Annotated in this window: 16 protein-coding genes and 1 pseudogene; 11 read left to right on the top strand and 6 right to left on the bottom strand. The window is 59.5% G+C overall.

Annotation, left to right across the window (positions count from 1 at the left end; translation table 11 throughout):
• Window positions 1-165 precede the first annotated feature (165 nt).
• The 3 genes from brnQ (at window position 166) to ACYZTZ_RS05535 (ending at window position 2,883) form a co-directional block, all read left to right on the top strand.
• On the top strand, window positions 166-1,479 hold the full coding sequence (gene brnQ, locus ACYZTZ_RS05525; protein WP_415770541.1) for a branched-chain amino acid transport system II carrier protein: 1,314 nt from the start codon (window positions 166-168) through the stop codon (window positions 1,477-1,479).
• Window positions 1,480-1,744: 265 nt separating this feature from the next.
• The gene (locus ACYZTZ_RS05530) at window positions 1,745-2,482 is read left to right on the top strand and encodes a DUF599 domain-containing protein (protein WP_074874668.1); all 738 of its coding nucleotides are present in this window, start codon (window positions 1,745-1,747) and stop codon (window positions 2,480-2,482) included.
• On the top strand, window positions 2,482-2,883 hold the full coding sequence (locus ACYZTZ_RS05535) for an MAPEG family protein (protein ID WP_056743998.1): 402 nt from the start codon (window positions 2,482-2,484) through the stop codon (window positions 2,881-2,883). The genes ACYZTZ_RS05530 and ACYZTZ_RS05535 overlap by 1 nt, the downstream gene beginning before the upstream one ends.
• 79 nt (window positions 2,884-2,962) lie before the next feature.
• Here ACYZTZ_RS05535 and ACYZTZ_RS05540 read toward each other — a convergent pair whose 3' ends face one another.
• Window positions 2,963-3,196, bottom strand: coding sequence for a hypothetical protein (locus tag ACYZTZ_RS05540; RefSeq protein WP_056744000.1), 234 nt, complete (start codon window positions 3,194-3,196; stop codon window positions 2,963-2,965).
• A gap of 159 nt (window positions 3,197-3,355) precedes the next feature.
• On the opposite strand from ACYZTZ_RS05540, the gene ACYZTZ_RS05545 reads away from it, so the two are divergent.
• The 4 genes from ACYZTZ_RS05545 to ACYZTZ_RS05560 all read left to right on the top strand — a co-directional run bounded on the left by ACYZTZ_RS05545 (window position 3,356) and on the right by ACYZTZ_RS05560 (window position 7,062).
• A complete protein-coding gene (locus ACYZTZ_RS05545; protein WP_461997470.1) occupies window positions 3,356-3,832 on the top strand; it encodes a PaaI family thioesterase in 477 nt (158 codons plus the stop codon).
• Window positions 3,829-4,281, top strand: coding sequence for a PaaI family thioesterase (locus ACYZTZ_RS05550; RefSeq protein ID WP_046048032.1), 453 nt, complete (start codon window positions 3,829-3,831; stop codon window positions 4,279-4,281). The genes ACYZTZ_RS05545 and ACYZTZ_RS05550 overlap by 4 nt, the downstream gene beginning before the upstream one ends.
• Before the next feature lie 81 nt (window positions 4,282-4,362).
• The gene (htpG, locus tag ACYZTZ_RS05555; RefSeq protein WP_056744671.1) at window positions 4,363-6,267 is read left to right on the top strand and encodes a molecular chaperone HtpG; all 1,905 of its coding nucleotides are present in this window, start codon (window positions 4,363-4,365) and stop codon (window positions 6,265-6,267) included.
• 66 nt (window positions 6,268-6,333) lie between these two features.
• Window positions 6,334-7,062, top strand: a complete 729-nt coding sequence (locus ACYZTZ_RS05560) for a dienelactone hydrolase family protein (RefSeq protein ID WP_461997471.1) — start codon at window positions 6,334-6,336, stop codon at window positions 7,060-7,062.
• A gap of 134 nt (window positions 7,063-7,196) precedes the next feature.
• Here the strand turns inward: ACYZTZ_RS05560 and ACYZTZ_RS05565 are convergent, their stop codons facing one another.
• Both ACYZTZ_RS05565 and ACYZTZ_RS05570 read right to left on the bottom strand, forming a co-directional pair.
• Window positions 7,197-8,057, bottom strand: a complete 861-nt coding sequence (locus ACYZTZ_RS05565; RefSeq protein ID WP_046048030.1) for a pirin family protein — start codon at window positions 8,055-8,057, stop codon at window positions 7,197-7,199.
• 61 nt (window positions 8,058-8,118) lie between these two features.
• On the bottom strand, window positions 8,119-8,535 hold the full coding sequence (locus tag ACYZTZ_RS05570; RefSeq protein WP_046048029.1) for an OsmC family protein: 417 nt from the start codon (window positions 8,533-8,535) through the stop codon (window positions 8,119-8,121).
• Between the two features lie 315 nt (window positions 8,536-8,850).
• Here ACYZTZ_RS05570 and ACYZTZ_RS05575 point away from each other — a divergent pair.
• The 4 genes and pseudogenes from ACYZTZ_RS05575 to ACYZTZ_RS05590 form a co-directional block, all read left to right on the top strand.
• Window positions 8,851-9,273 (top strand): annotated as a pseudogene (locus tag ACYZTZ_RS05575) (MCP four helix bundle domain-containing protein); the annotation flags it as partial.
• Window positions 9,274-9,369: 96 nt separating this feature from the next.
• Window positions 9,370-10,413 (top strand): methyl-accepting chemotaxis protein, encoded by a 1,044-nt coding sequence (locus tag ACYZTZ_RS05580; RefSeq protein WP_462000643.1) that lies wholly within the window; start codon window positions 9,370-9,372, stop codon window positions 10,411-10,413.
• A gap of 168 nt (window positions 10,414-10,581) precedes the next feature.
• Window positions 10,582-11,958 carry a pyridoxal-phosphate dependent enzyme gene (locus ACYZTZ_RS05585; protein ID WP_046048028.1) on the top strand — a complete coding sequence of 459 codons (1,377 nt, stop codon included), beginning with the start codon at window positions 10,582-10,584 and terminating at the stop codon, window positions 11,956-11,958.
• On the top strand, window positions 11,955-13,133 hold the full coding sequence (locus tag ACYZTZ_RS05590; protein ID WP_461997472.1) for a trans-sulfuration enzyme family protein: 1,179 nt from the start codon (window positions 11,955-11,957) through the stop codon (window positions 13,131-13,133). The genes ACYZTZ_RS05585 and ACYZTZ_RS05590 overlap by 4 nt, the downstream gene beginning before the upstream one ends.
• Before the next feature lie 64 nt (window positions 13,134-13,197).
• Here ACYZTZ_RS05590 and ACYZTZ_RS05595 read toward each other — a convergent pair whose 3' ends face one another.
• From ACYZTZ_RS05595 to purM, 3 genes are read right to left on the bottom strand one after another with little or no spacing between them, the layout of a single operon-like run.
• Window positions 13,198-13,911 (bottom strand): DUF3108 domain-containing protein, encoded by a 714-nt coding sequence (locus ACYZTZ_RS05595; protein WP_461997473.1) that lies wholly within the window; start codon window positions 13,909-13,911, stop codon window positions 13,198-13,200.
• Between the two features lie 8 nt (window positions 13,912-13,919).
• The gene (gene purN / locus ACYZTZ_RS05600) at window positions 13,920-14,570 is read right to left on the bottom strand and encodes a phosphoribosylglycinamide formyltransferase (protein ID WP_056744018.1); all 651 of its coding nucleotides are present in this window, start codon (window positions 14,568-14,570) and stop codon (window positions 13,920-13,922) included.
• Window positions 14,570-15,628 carry a phosphoribosylformylglycinamidine cyclo-ligase gene (gene purM / locus ACYZTZ_RS05605; RefSeq protein WP_008148639.1) on the bottom strand — a complete coding sequence of 353 codons (1,059 nt, stop codon included), beginning with the start codon at window positions 15,626-15,628 and terminating at the stop codon, window positions 14,570-14,572. Before purM ends, purN begins: the two co-directional genes overlap by 1 nt.
• Window positions 15,629-15,969: the final 341 nt, after the last annotated feature.

The following is a 15,969-nucleotide window of genomic DNA, read 5'->3' on the forward strand; positions in this document are numbered from 1 at the left end:
GCGTTTGTCGGGCAAATTCGTTAGGCTAGCAGCCATTTTTGCGTCCGCGGCCCACAAGGTTGCTACGCGCTAAACGGGTCAGTCCTATACGGACCGACAGCATTTCCCTCACCCCTCAGGGAAATCCCTCTCTAAATTCCGATTCAGTAGTGTGGTATTTCCTTAATGAAAGTGTTGAAAGGCCAGGACATCCTGGCACTTGGTTTTATGACGTTTGCCCTGTTTGTCGGGGCTGGCAACATCATCTTCCCGCCTATCGTCGGTCTGCAGTCCGGTCCAAATGTCTGGATGGCGGCGCTGGGCTTCCTGATCACCGCGGTCGGTCTGCCGGTGATCACCGTTGTCGCGCTGGCCAAGGTCGGTGGCGCCATGGATGCCTTGAGCAGCCCGATCGGCAAAGTCGCCGGTGGCCTGCTGGCGGCCGCGTGCTACCTCGCTGTCGGCCCGCTGTTCGCGACACCGCGCACCGCCACCGTGTCATTCGAAGTCGGCTTGGCGCCGCTGACCGGCGAGAGCCCGCTGGCGCTGTTCCTCTACAGCTCGGTGTACTTCCTGCTGGTGTTCTTCATCTCGCTCTATCCGGGTCGTCTGCTGGATACCGTAGGACGTTTCCTTGCACCGCTGAAGATCATCGCCCTGGCCGCGCTCGGCATCGCAGCGTTTGCCTTGCCGGCCGGTGATGTCGGTGTGGCCACCCCGGAATACGTGGCGGCACCGTTCTCCCAAGGCTTCATCAATGGTTACCTGACCATGGATACCCTGGGCGCACTGGTATTTGGCATTGTCATCGTCAATGCGATCCGCTCCCGCGGCGTCGAGTCGCCGGTGCTGATTACCCGTTACGCGATCATCGCCGGGCTGATTGCCGGCGTGGGTCTGGCGCTGGTTTACGTCAGCCTGTTCCGTCTCGGTTCGGGCAGCCATGAAGTGGCCGCAGGTGCCACCAACGGCGCAGCGGTGTTGCACGCTTACGTGCAACACACCTTCGGCTCTCTGGGCAGCGGTTTTCTGGCGGTGCTGATCTCCCTGGCCTGTCTGGTGACAGCAGTAGGTCTGACCTGCGCCTGCGCCGAATACTTCAGCCGTGTGCTGCCGCTGTCCTACAAGACATTGGTCATCATCCTGGCCGCGTTCTCCCTGCTGGTGTCCAACCTGGGCCTCACCAAGCTGATTGCGTTCTCGATCCCGGTGCTGACCGCGATCTACCCACCGTGCATTGCCCTGGTCGCTCTGAGCTTCTGCAAGGACTTCTGGCATGAGCAGGGCCGCATCGTCGGTCCGGTGATGCTGGTGTCGTTTATCTTCGGTTTGATCGACGCCCTCAAGGGCGCGGGTCTGGCGGACTGGATGCCGACTCAGTTGTCTCACCTGCCGCTGAGCGAACAAGGTCTGGCCTGGCTGGTGCCGTCGGTCATGACCCTGGTCGTCGCGGTGGTTTGCGATCGCATGCTGGGCAAGCGCGAAGAAGCACTGGCTTAAGCTGCTTCATGGCCTGCCACAAGCGGGCTGTGAACACACATGGAAATGCCCCGTATCAATCGATACGGGGCATTTTTTTTGGAGGTGATGCAGTGTCTTTTTCCATAAGCTAACGTCGAAGCACTGCGAAGATTTCATGTGGGAGCGGGCTTGCTCGCGAAGACGGCTTATCATTCAACATTGATGTCGACTGACCCACCGCTTTCGCGAGCAAGCCCGCTCCCACAGGGTTTTGGTATTCCGTTCAAACATCACAAGGACCTGCATGTCGTTCATCCACGCCAACATGATCCACATCCTCGCCGCGCTCTGGTTCGCCATCTGCTGGGGCGGTTACACCCGTTATGCGACGTGGAAGGGCCGCGACACCGCGTGCCTGGCCAGCGTGCTGCACCTTTATCGCGAAGACTGGATGCGCCGCATGCTGTTGCGCGACAACCGTATCGCTGACGCCAGCGTGATCGGTAACCTGGAGCGCAACGCCTCGTTCTTCGCCTCCAGCACACTGATTATCCTGGCCGGCATTCTCACGGTGCTCGGCGCCTCCGAACGGGCGGTGTCGTTGTTGGCGGATATCCCGATGGTGCAACAGGCATCCCAGGGGATGTCGGAAATCAAGTTGCTGTGCCTGGCGCTGGTGTTTGTCTATGCGTTCTTTACGTTCAGCTGGTGCATGCGCCAGTACAACTTTGCGGCCATTCTGGTGGGCTCGGCGCCTATGGTCGGTGAGCGTCACGTTTCCGAACAAGAGCGCAAAGCCTTTGCTGCCCGGGCGGCCCGTGTCATCTCCATGGCTGCCAACCAGTTCAACTTCGGACTGCGCTCCTACTATTTCGGCATGACCATGCTGGCCTGGTTCGTCAGCCCGTGGTTGTTCATGTTGATGAGTACCGGCGTGGTGCTGGTGTTGTATCGCCGGGAGTTTCATTCCGACGTTCTCGACGTGATGGTCTATACACCTACAGAGGCGCCATTGCCCGAGGCGATTAAAGAGGCTGTTTGATGAGTATTCCGTTCTGGTGTGTATTTATCAGCGCACTGCTGATTTATGTGGCGAGGATTCCAGTCGCCAGGGCGATGAATGACCAGGGCGGTTATGACAACCATCTGCCGCGTCAGCAACAGGCGCAACTGACTGACTTTGGTGCCCGTGCGTTGGCGGCTCATCAAAACTGTTTTGAGGCGTTCATTCTGTTCGCGGTGGGGGTGTTGATGGCGCACACCACGCAAACGGCGGGGTGGCTGATCGACTTGCTGGCAATCATCTTTGTGATCACGCGAATCATTTATTTGCTGTGCTATTGGGTTGATCTGGCCTGGCAGCGGAGCCTGGTATGGTTCGTCGGACTAGTGTGTTCGTTGCTGCTGATGATTAGTCCGACTTTTAGAACTATTTTGCTGTAGCGCCTGCATTGCAAACAAAAACATCAGGCAAAAGAAAACCCGCACTTGGCGGGTTTTCTTTATCACGCTAAAAACTGTTTTAGTTTTTAGGTGCTTCTTTTGTGGCTGCTTCGTTCGATTCAGCCTGATCTTTGGCGGCTTCGGCGTTTTCTTTCGCCGCGTCGTTCACTTTATCCTGAGCTTTGCTCATGTCTTGCTGAGCTTGTTCGGCATGTTGGTTAGCATCTTGAGCTTTGTCCTCGGATTTTTTACCGCAGGCTGCGAGACCGAGGGAAGCGGTCAACATCAAGGCAATAGCTAAAGTCTTACGCATGGGGTGTTTCTCCTGGTGGATATTATCTACTGGCCTTTCGAGCGCAACCCATAGCGTTAAGTTCCTCAATTCATACAGATATATAAGTTTATTCCGACGGGAACTTTTACTAAAAACGCCTAGTGCGTTGCCTGAACATTAAGAAGAGTTTTTATCAAAATGGCCGAAAACCCCGTTTTTGAGCGCGCTACACGATTTCTATCAGCGCTGCGACATTGTCAGGTACTTGGGCTGCGGGTTCACAGCGCCAGCGGTGAGGGGCTAACGGTCATCCTGCCGTACAGTCCGCAAATTGTTGGCAACCCGCAAACCGGCGTTATTCATGGCGGGGCGCTGACCTCGCTGATGGACACGGCTTGCGGCATGTCCACCCTTTGCGTGCTGCCCGAGTTCGAAGTTTGTCCGACCCTCGACCTGCGCATCGACTACATGCACGCCGCCGAGCCGCATAAAGATGTCTACGGTTTTGCCCAGTGCTACCGGGTGACCACGGATGTGATCTTTGCTCGCGGTTTCGCCTATCAGGACGATCCCGAGCAGCCCATCGCTCATGTAGTGGGCACCTTCATGCGCATGGGCAAAGCCATCAAGGGCACCAAAGGCTTTGGCGGCGTCATCGCCGGAGGTGCGAAATGACCGATTCCTTCAAGGAACAACTTCAGCAGGCACATGAGCAGGGCGACTACGCCTCGCTGCTGCACCTGATTCCCTACGCCAAACTGATTGGCGTCGAATGTTCGCGGGTGGGGGATGACCTGCTGTTTCGTTTGCCGGCCAACAAGGACAACATTGGTAACCCTTTATTGCCGGCGATCCATGGCGGGGTGATTGCCGGGTTCATGGAGCTGTCCGCAGCGCTGCACCTGCTGATTTTCACCGGTTCGCCGGGTGTGCCGAAGATCATCGATTTCTCCCTCGACTATCTGCGCGCCGGGCAGTTTCGCGACACCTGGGCCAGATGCCAGGTGTGCCGGCAGGGTCGCCGGGTGGCCAACGTTGCGATTACGGCCTGGCAAAGCACTGAAGCCGAACCGATTGCCACAGCCCGCGCTCATTTCAAAATTGAAGAGCCCTTGAAATCCTGAACTCAGCCCCCAACTTTGATGACAACCCGCCGCCGACCCTTCAGGTCGCGGCCACTGCCATCTGATTGGAGTTTGATGACCATGAGTGTGGAAACTCAAAAGGAAACCCTGGGCTTCCAGACCGAGGTGAAGCAGCTGCTGCACCTCATGATCCATTCGCTGTATTCCAACAAGGAAATTTTCCTTCGCGAATTGATCTCGAACGCCTCTGACGCTGTCGACAAATTACGTTTCGAAGCCCTGTCCAAGCCTGAGTTGCTGGAAGGTGGCGCCGAACTGAAAATCCGTGTGAGCTTCGACAAGGACGCTAAAACCGTCACCCTCGAAGACAACGGCATCGGCATGAGCCGTGAAGATGCGATCACCCACCTGGGGACTATCGCCAAATCCGGCACTGCCGATTTCATGAAACATCTCTCCGGCGATCAGAAAAAAGACTCGCACCTGATCGGTCAATTCGGTGTGGGTTTCTACTCTGCATTCATCGTCGCCGATAAAGTCGACGTGTTCAGCCGTCGTGCCGGTGCTGCGGCCAGCGAAGGCGTGCACTGGTCGTCCAAGGGTGAAGGCGATTTTGAAGTTGCCACCGTTGATAAAGCCGAGCGCGGCACCCGTATCGTCCTGCACCTGAAATCCGGTGAAGACGAATTCGCCGATGGCTGGCGTCTGCGCAACATCATCAAGAAGTACTCCGACCACATCGCTCTGCCGATCGAGTTGCCGAAAGAAGTGGCCGCCGTTGAAGGCGAAGAGCAACCGGCCGTTGAATGGGAAACCGTCAACCGCGCCAGCGCCCTGTGGACTCGCCCTCGCACTGAAGTGAAAGACGAGGAATACCAGGAGTTCTACAAACACGTCGCTCACGACTTCGAGAACCCGCTGAGCTGGAGCCACAACAAGGTCGAAGGCAAGCTCGAATACAGCTCGCTGCTCTACGTGCCGGCCCGTGCTCCGTTCGATTTGTACCAGCGTGAAGCGCCGAAAGGCCTGAAGCTGTACGTGCAGCGCGTGTTCGTGATGGATCAGGCCGAGTCATTCCTGCCGCTGTACCTGCGCTTCATCAAAGGCGTGGTCGATTCCAATGACCTGTCGCTGAACGTGTCGCGGGAAATCCTGCAGAAAGACCCGATCATCGATTCCATGAAGTCGGCGCTGACCAAGCGCGTTCTCGACATGCTGGAAAAGCTGGCGAAGAACGAGCCTGAGCAATACAAGAGCTTCTGGAAAAACTTTGGCCAGGTCATGAAAGAAGGCCCGGCAGAAGACTTCGCCAACAAAGAGAAAATCGCTGGCCTGCTGCGTTTCGCATCGACCAACGGTAAAGAAGGCGAGCAAGTGGTGGGTCTGGCCGAATACCTGGCTCGCGCCAAGGAAGGTCAGGACAAGATTTATTACCTGACCGGCGAGAAGTTCGAAGCGGTTAAAGACAGCCCGCACCTGGAAGTCTTCCGCAAGAAAGGCATCGAAGTGCTGCTGCTGACCGACCGCATCGACGAGTGGCTGATGAGCTACCTCAGCGACTTCGACGGCAAGAGCTTTGTCGACGTTGCGCGCGGTGACCTGGACCTGGGCAACCTGGATTCGGAAGAAGACAAGAAAGCTGCGGAAGAAGTCGCCAAGTCCAAAGAAGGTCTGGTTGAGCGTCTGAAAACTGCACTGGGCGATTCCGTCGCTGAAGTGCGGGTTTCGCACCGTCTGACCGACTCCCCGGCGATTCTGGCCATCGGCGAGCAGGACCTGGGCATGCAGATGCGTCAGATCCTCGAAGCCAGCGGTCAGAAGGTTCCGGAATCGAAGCCGATCTTCGAATTCAACCCGGCTCACCCGCTGATCGAGAAACTCGACAACGAGCAGAGCGACGAACGCTTCGGCGACCTGTCGCACATTCTCTTCGATCAGGCGGCCCTGGCCGCCGGCGACAGCTTGAAAGACCCGGCCGCCTACGTGCGCCGTCTCAACAAGCTGCTGGTTGAACTGTCGGTTTAACTGCGTTGTACAAAAACCCGCTTCGGCGGGTTTTTTTATTCTGGTGTCTTTTACTGGGAGTTAATCATGAGCCAAATCACTGTTCGTTCCGTCGCTTATCAGATTGATGGCCAGTCGTATGAAAGCCGTCTGGCGTTCGATGCCGACCACAAGGGCCCACGCCCCGGCCTGTTGATGGCGCCGAACTGGATGGGCGTCAGCGCCGGTGCCGAGGAGATCGCCAAGTCTGTGGCGTCCAAGGGGTATGTGGTGCTGATCGCGGACCTCTACGGTCAGTCGGTCCGCCCGCAGAACGGCGACGAGGCGGGTGCAGCCATGATGCCGCTCAAGCATGACCGGCCGTTGTTGCGCAAACGCATGCAAGCAGCGTTCGATCAGCTGCAAATCCAGGACGAAGCGGCGGTCGATACCTCGAAGCTGGCGACCTTTGGTTTCTGCTTTGGCGGCTGCTGCGCACTGGATCTGGCGCGCACCGGAGCGCCGGTGAAAGCGGCGGTGTCGTTCCATGGAACGCTGGATTCGCCGAATCCGGCGGATGCCAGGAACATCATAGGTTCGGTGTTGGTGCTGCACGGTGCATCCGACCCATTGGTGCCGAAAGAGCAACTGCCGGCGTTTGAAGATGAAATGAACGCGGCGGGCGTGGATTGGCAACTGCTGAGCTATGGCGGCGCGGTGCATTCCTTCACCGATCCGCACGCCAATGTGCCGGGCATGATGATGTATGACGCGAAGACGGCAAGTCGTGCGTTTACCTCGATGCACAACTTGCTGGATGAAGTGTTTATAGGCTGATAGCAGTTTTTGCCCTGACACTCTTGTTGTTTGGGCTGGCCTCATCGCGAGCAAGCTCGCTCCCACATTTTTGGAATGCATTCCCCTGTGGGAGCGAGCTTGCTCGCGATGGCGGTGTCATTACCAACCAAGAACTAAGGTAGTTCGATCCTTTCGCTTTCCCCCGGCACCGTCGGCCAATCCCCGGCCGCCCAGCGTCGCCGCGCTTCATCGATCAACGCCGGATCGCTCGCCACAAAATTCCAGTTGATCCGCCGCGGCCCATCCAGCGGCGCTCCACCAAACAGCACGGCATGACAGTCGCTTTCAGCGAACAGCGTCATCTCTTCCCCGACCGGCAACACCACCAGCGAATGCGGTTCTATCAACTCGCCATCCAGTTGCACCTCGCCGTCCAGCACATACAACGCCCGCTCTTCATGCTCGGTTGGAATCAGCAATGTGGTCGCCGTTTGCAGGTTCAATTCGGCATACAAGGTAGGAGAAAGCACCGGGACCGGTGATTCCAGGCAAAAGCCTGACCCGGCAATCATCCGGATCTTCACCCCCAGATTATCGCTGACCGGTAGCGTGGCCGCCGGATGGTGGCTGTAGTGTCCGGGACCGTGCTCTTTATCTTTTGGTGAGGCCAGCCAAATCTGCAAACCATGCATCGTGAAACCGCTGTCCTTCAACGCCTCAGGCGTGCGCTCGACGTGGGCAATCGCGCTGCCCGCCGTCATCCAGCTGACATCACCGGCGTCCACCACCTGATCGGAGCCGAGGCTGTCCTTGTGCTGGATTTTTCCTTCGAACAAGTACGTGAGGGTCGACAGACCAATGTGCGGATGCTGACGGATGTTCATGCCTTTTCCCGCCTCGTAACGGGTTTCGAGCATGTGGTCGAAAAACACGAAAGGCCCGACGCTGCGGCATTTGGCTGACGGCAGGGGGCGAAGAATCGGCTGGCCTTCGACATCTTCGGCGCGGGGGCGGATCACGAGCGGAGTGTTCATGCTGCATTCCAGGCTGAGCGGGTAATGCATGGAGCATAACCCGCTTGCGCAGCCCTTGCCGCTATTGGCTGAAGGCACCTTCAGACAGGTGCGTTTCGATACTGACGTCGGTGGTGGTCATCAACTTGTGGACCGGGCAACGGTCGGCCACGCGGTGCAGCTCGTCGCGCTGGGCGTCGGTGAGTACACCTTTGAGTGTCAGTTTGACGTGCAGGGCATATTTGCCTTTCTGCTCTTCGCTGTTGTCACGTTTGACCTCGACCGTGACACCGGTCAGCGGGATGTCTTTTTTCTTCGCGTACATCTTCAGGGTCAGGGCCTTGCAGGCGCCGAGGGCCGCGTCGAAGTAATCGTGTGGCTCGGGCGCCGAGCCTTCGCCGCCGGAGAGTGTCGGTACGTCGGCAAAGAGTTGATGGTCATCGATCTGTACGCTGTGACGAAAACCTTCGGCGGAGACGGTGTTGACGGTGACAGTCATGGGAAACCTCGCAGGTAACAGGAAAAGTCATTCGATCAAAAAAGACCTTGAAGGTATAGAGCACTCCTCCAGTTACGCGTTCCACTTTCTTGCGCGCCCATTCCTGAGCGCTGAATCGTTACCGCCCGACGATCGAAGTAGTAAGGCGTTTTGATATCACTTTTTCGTCTTACGCAAAATCTCTCAGGGCCGATACCTTCTAAGGCAACCCGCTGCAGGATTGATGCAGCGCTTTTGGAAGGAACCAGAGCAATGAGTATCAGAAGTCTCAATATTGCGCCGCGTGCGGGCCTGGGTTTTGGCCTGCTGGCGTTGATGGTGTTTGGATTGGGGGCGTTCGCCCTGCTGCAAATGTCGAACATGCGCGCGCAGTCCGATCAGGTCGATGACAACTGGCTGCCCAGCGTGATGGCGGTCGGGGAGATGAATCAGGACATGCTGCGGCTGCGGGCATTGACCATGCGTCTGCTGATCAATCGCGACCCGCAGGCCCTGGTGCAAAACGTCAGCAAACTCAATGAGCTCAAAGGCAACCTCGGTGAGCCTCAGCAGCGTTATGACGCGCTGATCGTGCTGCCCGAAGAACGTGTGCTGTTCGACCGCTTCAAAGCCTCGGAGCAACACTACCTGCAGTTCCAGACTCAGGTGATGACGCTGTCTTCTCAGGGACGGGTGGAAGAGGCGGCCGCTATCCTCAATGGCGAGATGAGTCCGTTGGCCGATGAAATTACCGTCACCCTCAACGCATTGATCGAACTGAACAAGCACAACGCCAACCTGGCGACGGAGGCGGGGCGCCAGGTGTTCAGCCAATCGCGGGTCTGGGTCGGGGTGATGATTGGCCTGACGGCGCTGATGACCATCGGCCTGGCGCTGCTGCTGACCCGCAGCATCGTCGTGCCGCTTTCCCAATCGTTGAAGGTGGCTGAAGGGGTGGCTGGCGGCGATCTCACCGGTGATATCAGCGTCACCGGCAAGGACGAGCCGGCGCGGCTGTTGCAGGCGCTCAAGAGCATGCAGGGGAGTTTGCGCGAAACCCTGCGGCATATTTCCGACTCATCCAGCCAATTGGCCTCGGCCTCGGAAGAACTCAGTTGTGTGACCGAAGAAGCCACCCGGGGCCTGCATCAGCAGAGCCTGGAAATCGACCAGGCCGCCACGGCGGTGAATCAGATGACCGCGGCGGTGGAGGAGGTCGCGAGCAATGCGGTGGCCACATCCGAAGCCTCTCGGGAATCCGACCGGATCGCCCAGCATGGTCGCGAGCAGGTGCATCAGACCGTGTTGTCCATCGAATCCCTGGCCGACGATGTCACGGCCAATGCAACCCAGGTCGAGGACTTGGCGCAGAAAGTTTATGGCATCAGCAAAGTCCTGGATGTGATTCGCTCGATTGCCGAACAGACCAACTTGCTGGCCCTGAACGCGGCCATCGAAGCGGCGCGGGCCGGGAGTGCCGGGCGCGGGTTTGCGGTGGTGGCCGATGAAGTGCGGGCGCTGGCGCACCGGACGCAGCAATCGACCCAGGAAATCGAGCAGATGATCTCCGGCATCCAGAAAGGCACCGATGCTGCGGTCAGTTCGATGCAGCAGAGCAACACGCGCGCGCGTTCGACCCTGGAAGTGGCGAAAGCAGCGGGCACGGCACTGGAGGAAATCGCCACGGCGTTTACCCTGATCAATGAGCGCAACCTGGTGATCGCCAGCGCTTCAGAGGAACAAGCGGCTGTCGCGCGCGAGGTGGATCGCAACCTGATGAACATTCGCGATCTGGCGTTGCAGACGTCGGCCGGGGCTAATCAAACCAGTGCCGCGAGCCAGGAGCTGTCTCGGTTGGCGGTCGATCTGAATACGATGGTGGCGCGGTTCTCGGTCTGAACGCCGAGCGGTTTTGTCGTTCCGGCGACGCTACCGGCTGGCTGTGCAAGGTTGCGGGTGGCGCCATCCCGGCCTATGGTCCAAGCGATACTTTGCCGCGACTGGCGCGCGATGACTCGCCGTCGGTTGCTGTCCATCCAGTGCTGATTTGCGTAGCGAGGTGACGACATGCCCACCGACTCCCGACCCGCCGTACTCGAACTGATCGGCAATACGCCGCTGGTGCGCGTCAGCCGTTTCGATACCGGCCCGTGCACGCTGTTCCTCAAGCTTGAATCGCAGAACCCCGGCGGCTCGATCAAGGATCGCATCGGCCTGGCGATGATCGACGCCGCCGAGCGCGATGGCAGCCTGCGACCCGGCGGCACCATCGTCGAAGCCACCGCCGGCAATACCGGCCTTGGCCTGGCGCTGGTCGGCCGAGCCAAGGGTTACCGAGTGGTGTTGGTGGTGCCGGACAAGATGTCCACCGAGAAGGTTTTGCACCTCAAGGCGATGGGCGCCGAGGTGCACATCACCCGCTCCGACGTCGGCAAGGGTCATCCCGATTACTACCAGGACGTTGCGGCGCGGCTGGCGCTGGAAATTCCCGACGCTTTCTTCGCCGATCAATTCAACAACCCGGCCAACCCGCTGGCCCACGAATGCAGCACCGCGCCGGAAATCTGGGCGCAGACTCAGCATGACCTGGACGCCATCGTCGTCGGCGTTGGCTCGGCCGGTACGCTGACCGGGCTGACCCGCTTCTTTCGCCGCGTGCAACCGGACCTGGTCATGGTGCTGGCCGATCCGGTCGGCTCGGTGATGGCCGAATACAGCCGCAGCGGCACCATGAGCACGCCCGGCTCCTGGGCGGTGGAAGGCATCGGCGAGGACTTCATTCCGTCGATTGCCGACCTGTCCAGCGTGCGCCACGCCTACTCGATCAGCGACGAGGAAAGCTTCGATCATGCCCGCCAACTGCTGCGCGCCGAAGGCATACTCGGCGGCTCTTCGACCGGCACACTGCTGGCGGCGGCGCTACGTTACTGCCGCGAGCAGACCGAGCCGAAGCGGGTTGTCAGCTTCGTCTGTGACACCGGCACACGCTACCTGTCGAAGGTCTATAACGACCAGTGGATGAACGATCAGGGCCTGCTGCAGTACAAACATTACGGCGATCTGCGCGACCTGATCTCACGGCGCTTCGAGGATGGCCGGGTGATCAGCGTGGGCCCGGACGATACGCTGCTCACCGCGTTCCAGCGCATGCGCCTGGCCGATGTGTCGCAACTGCCGGTGCTGGAGGGCGGGCAGCGGCTGGTCGGCGTGATCGACGAATCCGACATTCTGCTGGGCATGCAAGAAGAGGCTTCGCACTTTCGCGCGAGCGTGGCCAGCGCGATGACCGATAAGCTGCAAACCCTGCCTCCAGGCGCCAGTCTGGCTGAACTACGGGCGGAGCTCGATCGTGGGCTGGTGGCGATCATCGCCGACGCTTCGGGCTTCTACGGCTTGATTACTCGAGTCGACATGCTCATTCACTTACGGAGATCCCTTACATGAGTCAACACGATGAAAACGCTGTGCCACGTGCCTTCGCCACCCGTGTGATCCATGCCGGGCAAACGCCCGACCCTACCACCGGGGCGCTGATGCCGCCGATTTACGCCAACTCCACCTATTTGCAGCAGAGCCCCGGTGTGCACAAGGGCTTCGACTACGGGCGCTCGCACAACCCGACGCGCTTTGCGCTGGAGCGTTGCGTTGCGGACCTCGAAGGCGGCACCCAGGCCTTCGCGTTCGCCTCCGGGCTGGCGACGATTTCCACCGTGCTCGAATTGCTCGATGCTGATTCGCACATCGTCTCCGGCAACGACCTGTACGGCGGTACTTTCCGACTGTTCGACAAGGTGCGCCGGCGCAGCGCCGGGCATCGCTTCAGCTTCGTTGACCTGACTGATGTGTCGGCCTTCGAAGCGGCGCTGCAGGACGACACGCGGATGGTCATGGTCGAGACGCCGAGCAATCCTTTGCTGCGCCTCACCGACCTCGTTGCCATCGCGCGCATCTGCCGCCAGCGCGGCATCATTTGTGTGGCCGACAACACCTTTGCCAGCCCGTGGATACAGCGCCCGTTGGAGCTGGGCTTCGACATTGTGCTGCACTCGACCACCAAGTACCTGAACGGCCACTCCGACGTGATCGGCGGCATCGCGGTGGTCGGACAAAACGCAGACCTGGCGGAGCGTCTGGGCTTCCTGCAGAACGCGGTAGGCGCGATCGCCGGGCCGTTCGACGCTTTCCTCACCCTGCGCGGCGTGAAGACCCTGGCGCTGCGCATGGAACGCCACTGCAACAATGCGCTGGACCTGGCGCAATGGCTGGAGCGTCAGCCGCAGGTGGCGCGCGTCTATTATCCGGGCCTGCCGTCGCACCCGCAGCACGACCTGGCGCAGCGGCAGATGCGCGGTTTCGGCGGGATGATATCCCTCGACCTGAACAGCGACCTGGCCGGCGCCACGCGTTTCCTTGAGAGTGTGCGGATCTTTGCCTTGGCCGAGAGCCTGGGCGGGGTGGAAAGCCTGATCGAGCACCCGGCGATCATGACCCACGCCAGCATCCCAGCGGATACTCGTGCGCAACTCGGCATCGGCGATGCGCTGGTGCGGTTGTCCGTGGGGGTCGAGGATGTCGAAGACCTGCGCGCCGACCTTGGACAGGCGCTGGCGCGGATCTGAATTTCAACAGGCAAAAAAAATCCGGAACCCTTATCGGATTCCGGATTTTTTGTGTCGGGGCGGATCAGCTGCCTTTGACAGCCTTGCCGTTGACCGTACCGTCGAGGAGCATGATGTTGTACTCCTTGCCGTCGGTTTCAACCTGTTGCAGACGAACCAGCAGGTAATCCCAGTCCTTGGCGAACCACAGGACGGTGATGCGCTTGCTTTGTGTCGGGTCGCGCACGCGCTCGACCTTGATCGCATCGATCTGGCCAGCTTTGGTGTCGACCTTTTCCGAACCCAGCACGCGGAAGTCATAGGTGTCGACTTCGCCAGCGTCGACGACCTGGTAGCTCATGCTTTTCTTGCCCGCGGCCACGTCGTGCTGCAGGGCCAGCTGATAAGTGGATTTGTCGACCATGCCACGGTTGAGCGGGATCTTGACCGGGTCACCGCGATCGGTCCCGGTGATCATTTTGTTGGTCCAGTCGAAATCCAGGTCAGCCTTCTTGGCTTTGCCCAGGCCGCCACGTTCGAAGTGGTAGGACTGCGGCAGCAAGGTGTCCTTGTCCAGCGTCAGGGTGCTTTCTTCGGTCAGGCTGGCGATCATCATCGAGGCCTTGAAGCTGAGCTTCCAGGCGCCGTTGGCTTGCTTGGTCAGGCTGCGTTCAGCGGTGCCGCTCATGGGCAACTGCTTCCAGTCAGCGGTGTAGCTGGCGGAGAAAGGTTGAAGTTCTGCAGCCTGCGCAAATGGCAGTGCGAGCAGAGCGCAAGCGAAGAGCAGGGCGCGACGCATAAAATCTCCTAGGTTCGAATCAAGTGGCCGCTGGCCGCGAGTAACTTTCCATCCAGTAAAGCACCTTGCTCGCCGAGTGATAAACGACCTTCGGCAAACCAGCGTACAGCCAGCGGGTAGATCAGGTGTTCCTGGGTATGAACTCGCTGCGCAAGACTCTGCGGCGAATCGTGCAACTCTACCGGTATTACTGCCTGTACGACCAGTGGTCCGCCATCGAGTTCCTCGGTGACGAAGTGCACGGAGCAGCCGTGCTCGGTGTCGCCGGCCTCCAGCGCGCGCTGATGCGTGTGTAACCCTTTGTATTTGGGTAGCAGCGAGGGATGGATGTTGAGCAGGCGACCCGCGTAGTGGCGCACGAAGTCAGCGCTGAGAATGCGCATGAAACCGGCCAGTACCACGAGTTTGGGGTTGAACGCGTCGATCTGTTCGATCAGCGCGGCATCGAAGGCCTCGCGGCCTTCGAAAGCCTTGTGATCCAGGGTGCGGGTGTCGATGCCCGCGTCCCTGGCGCGTTGCAGGCCGTAAGCGTCGGCGCGGTTGGAAACCACCGCAGCGATGCGGACCGGGCTGTCGCCGGTCCGCGTGCTGTCGATCAAGGCCTGCAAGTTACTGCCGGTGCCGGACAACAGCACCACCACATCACAGGTCTGGGACATCAATGAGCCTTGAGGTTCTTCAGTTCAACCTGAGCCGCGCCTTCGGCAGCGGTGGAGATCTGACCGATGACCCAAGGCTGCTCGCCGGCTTCACGCAGGACGTTCAGCGCGGTTTCAACGTGCTCTTGAGCAACGCAGATGACCATGCCCACGCCGCAGTTCAGCACGCGGTGCATTTCGTTTTCGTCGACGTTGCCTTTCTCTTGCAGCCAGTCGAATACGGCAGGACGGGTCCAGCTCGCAACGTCAACCACGGCTTGTGCGCCTTTTGGCAGAACGCGCGGGATGTTGTCCAGCAGGCCACCACCGGTGATGTGGGCCATGGCTTTGACGGCGCCGGTTTCCTTGATCAGCTTGAGCAGCGGCTTCACATAGATACGGGTCGGGGCCATCAGCAGGTCGGTCAGCGGTTTGCCGTCGAGCTGGATGTTTTCGATGTCGGCACCGGACACTTCGATGATCTTGCGGATCAGCGAGTAGCCGTTGGAGTGCGGGCCGGAAGACGGCAGGGCGAGCAGGGCATCGCCGGCAGCGACTTTGGAACCGTCGATGATTTCGGATTTTTCCACGACGCCGACGCAGAAGCCGGCCAGGTCGTAGTCTTCGCCTTCGTACATGCCTGGCATTTCAGCGGTTTCGCCGCCGACCAGGGAGCAGCCGGACAATTCACAGCCAGCGCCAATGCCGGTCACGACCTGGGTCGCGGTTTCGACGTTGAGTTTGCCGGTGGCGTAGTAGTCGAGGAAGAACAGCGGCTCGGCGCCGCAGACCACCAGGTCGTTCACGCACATGGCAACCAGGTCGATGCCGATGCTGTCGTGTTTGTTCAGGTTCAGTGCCAGGCGCAGCTTGGTGCCAACGCCGTCAGTACCGGAAACCAGCACAGGCTGTTTGTAGCCGGCCGGGATTTCGCAGAGGGCGCCGAAACCGCCCAGGCCGCCCATGACTTCCGGGCGCGCAGTGCGCTTGGCGACGCTCTTGATGCGTTCGACCAATGCTTCACCGGCGTCGATGTCTACACCGGCGTCCTTGTAGCTCAGGGAGGGTTGCTTGCTCATGATCCAGGCCTTTAGGGGGGATTCAGGGGTAACGACCGAGTCCAGTGGGACCACCGAAACTGACGAAGGCGATTGCCAAGCGCATATTTCAGGGTGCCCGGCTGTTGCCGGTCTGCGAAGGCGCGCGATTTTATCAGGCTTGAGGGGCAGCGGCCATCCTCAGGCCGACGGCAGGGGCATATCAGCTTAAAAAAACCTTCATTGCCCGTGTTGGTCGTCTCCTTCATGGCTGTATAAGGTATCCCTATTAAGTGTCTATCGTTATGACAGTGCAAAAACTTGCCGGGGTCGGGTGAATGTTTTGCTTGGGGGCGTGGTCACAGCCTTGCTCAATCCGGTTC

Source organism: Pseudomonas sp. LB3P58 (genome assembly GCF_054897895.1).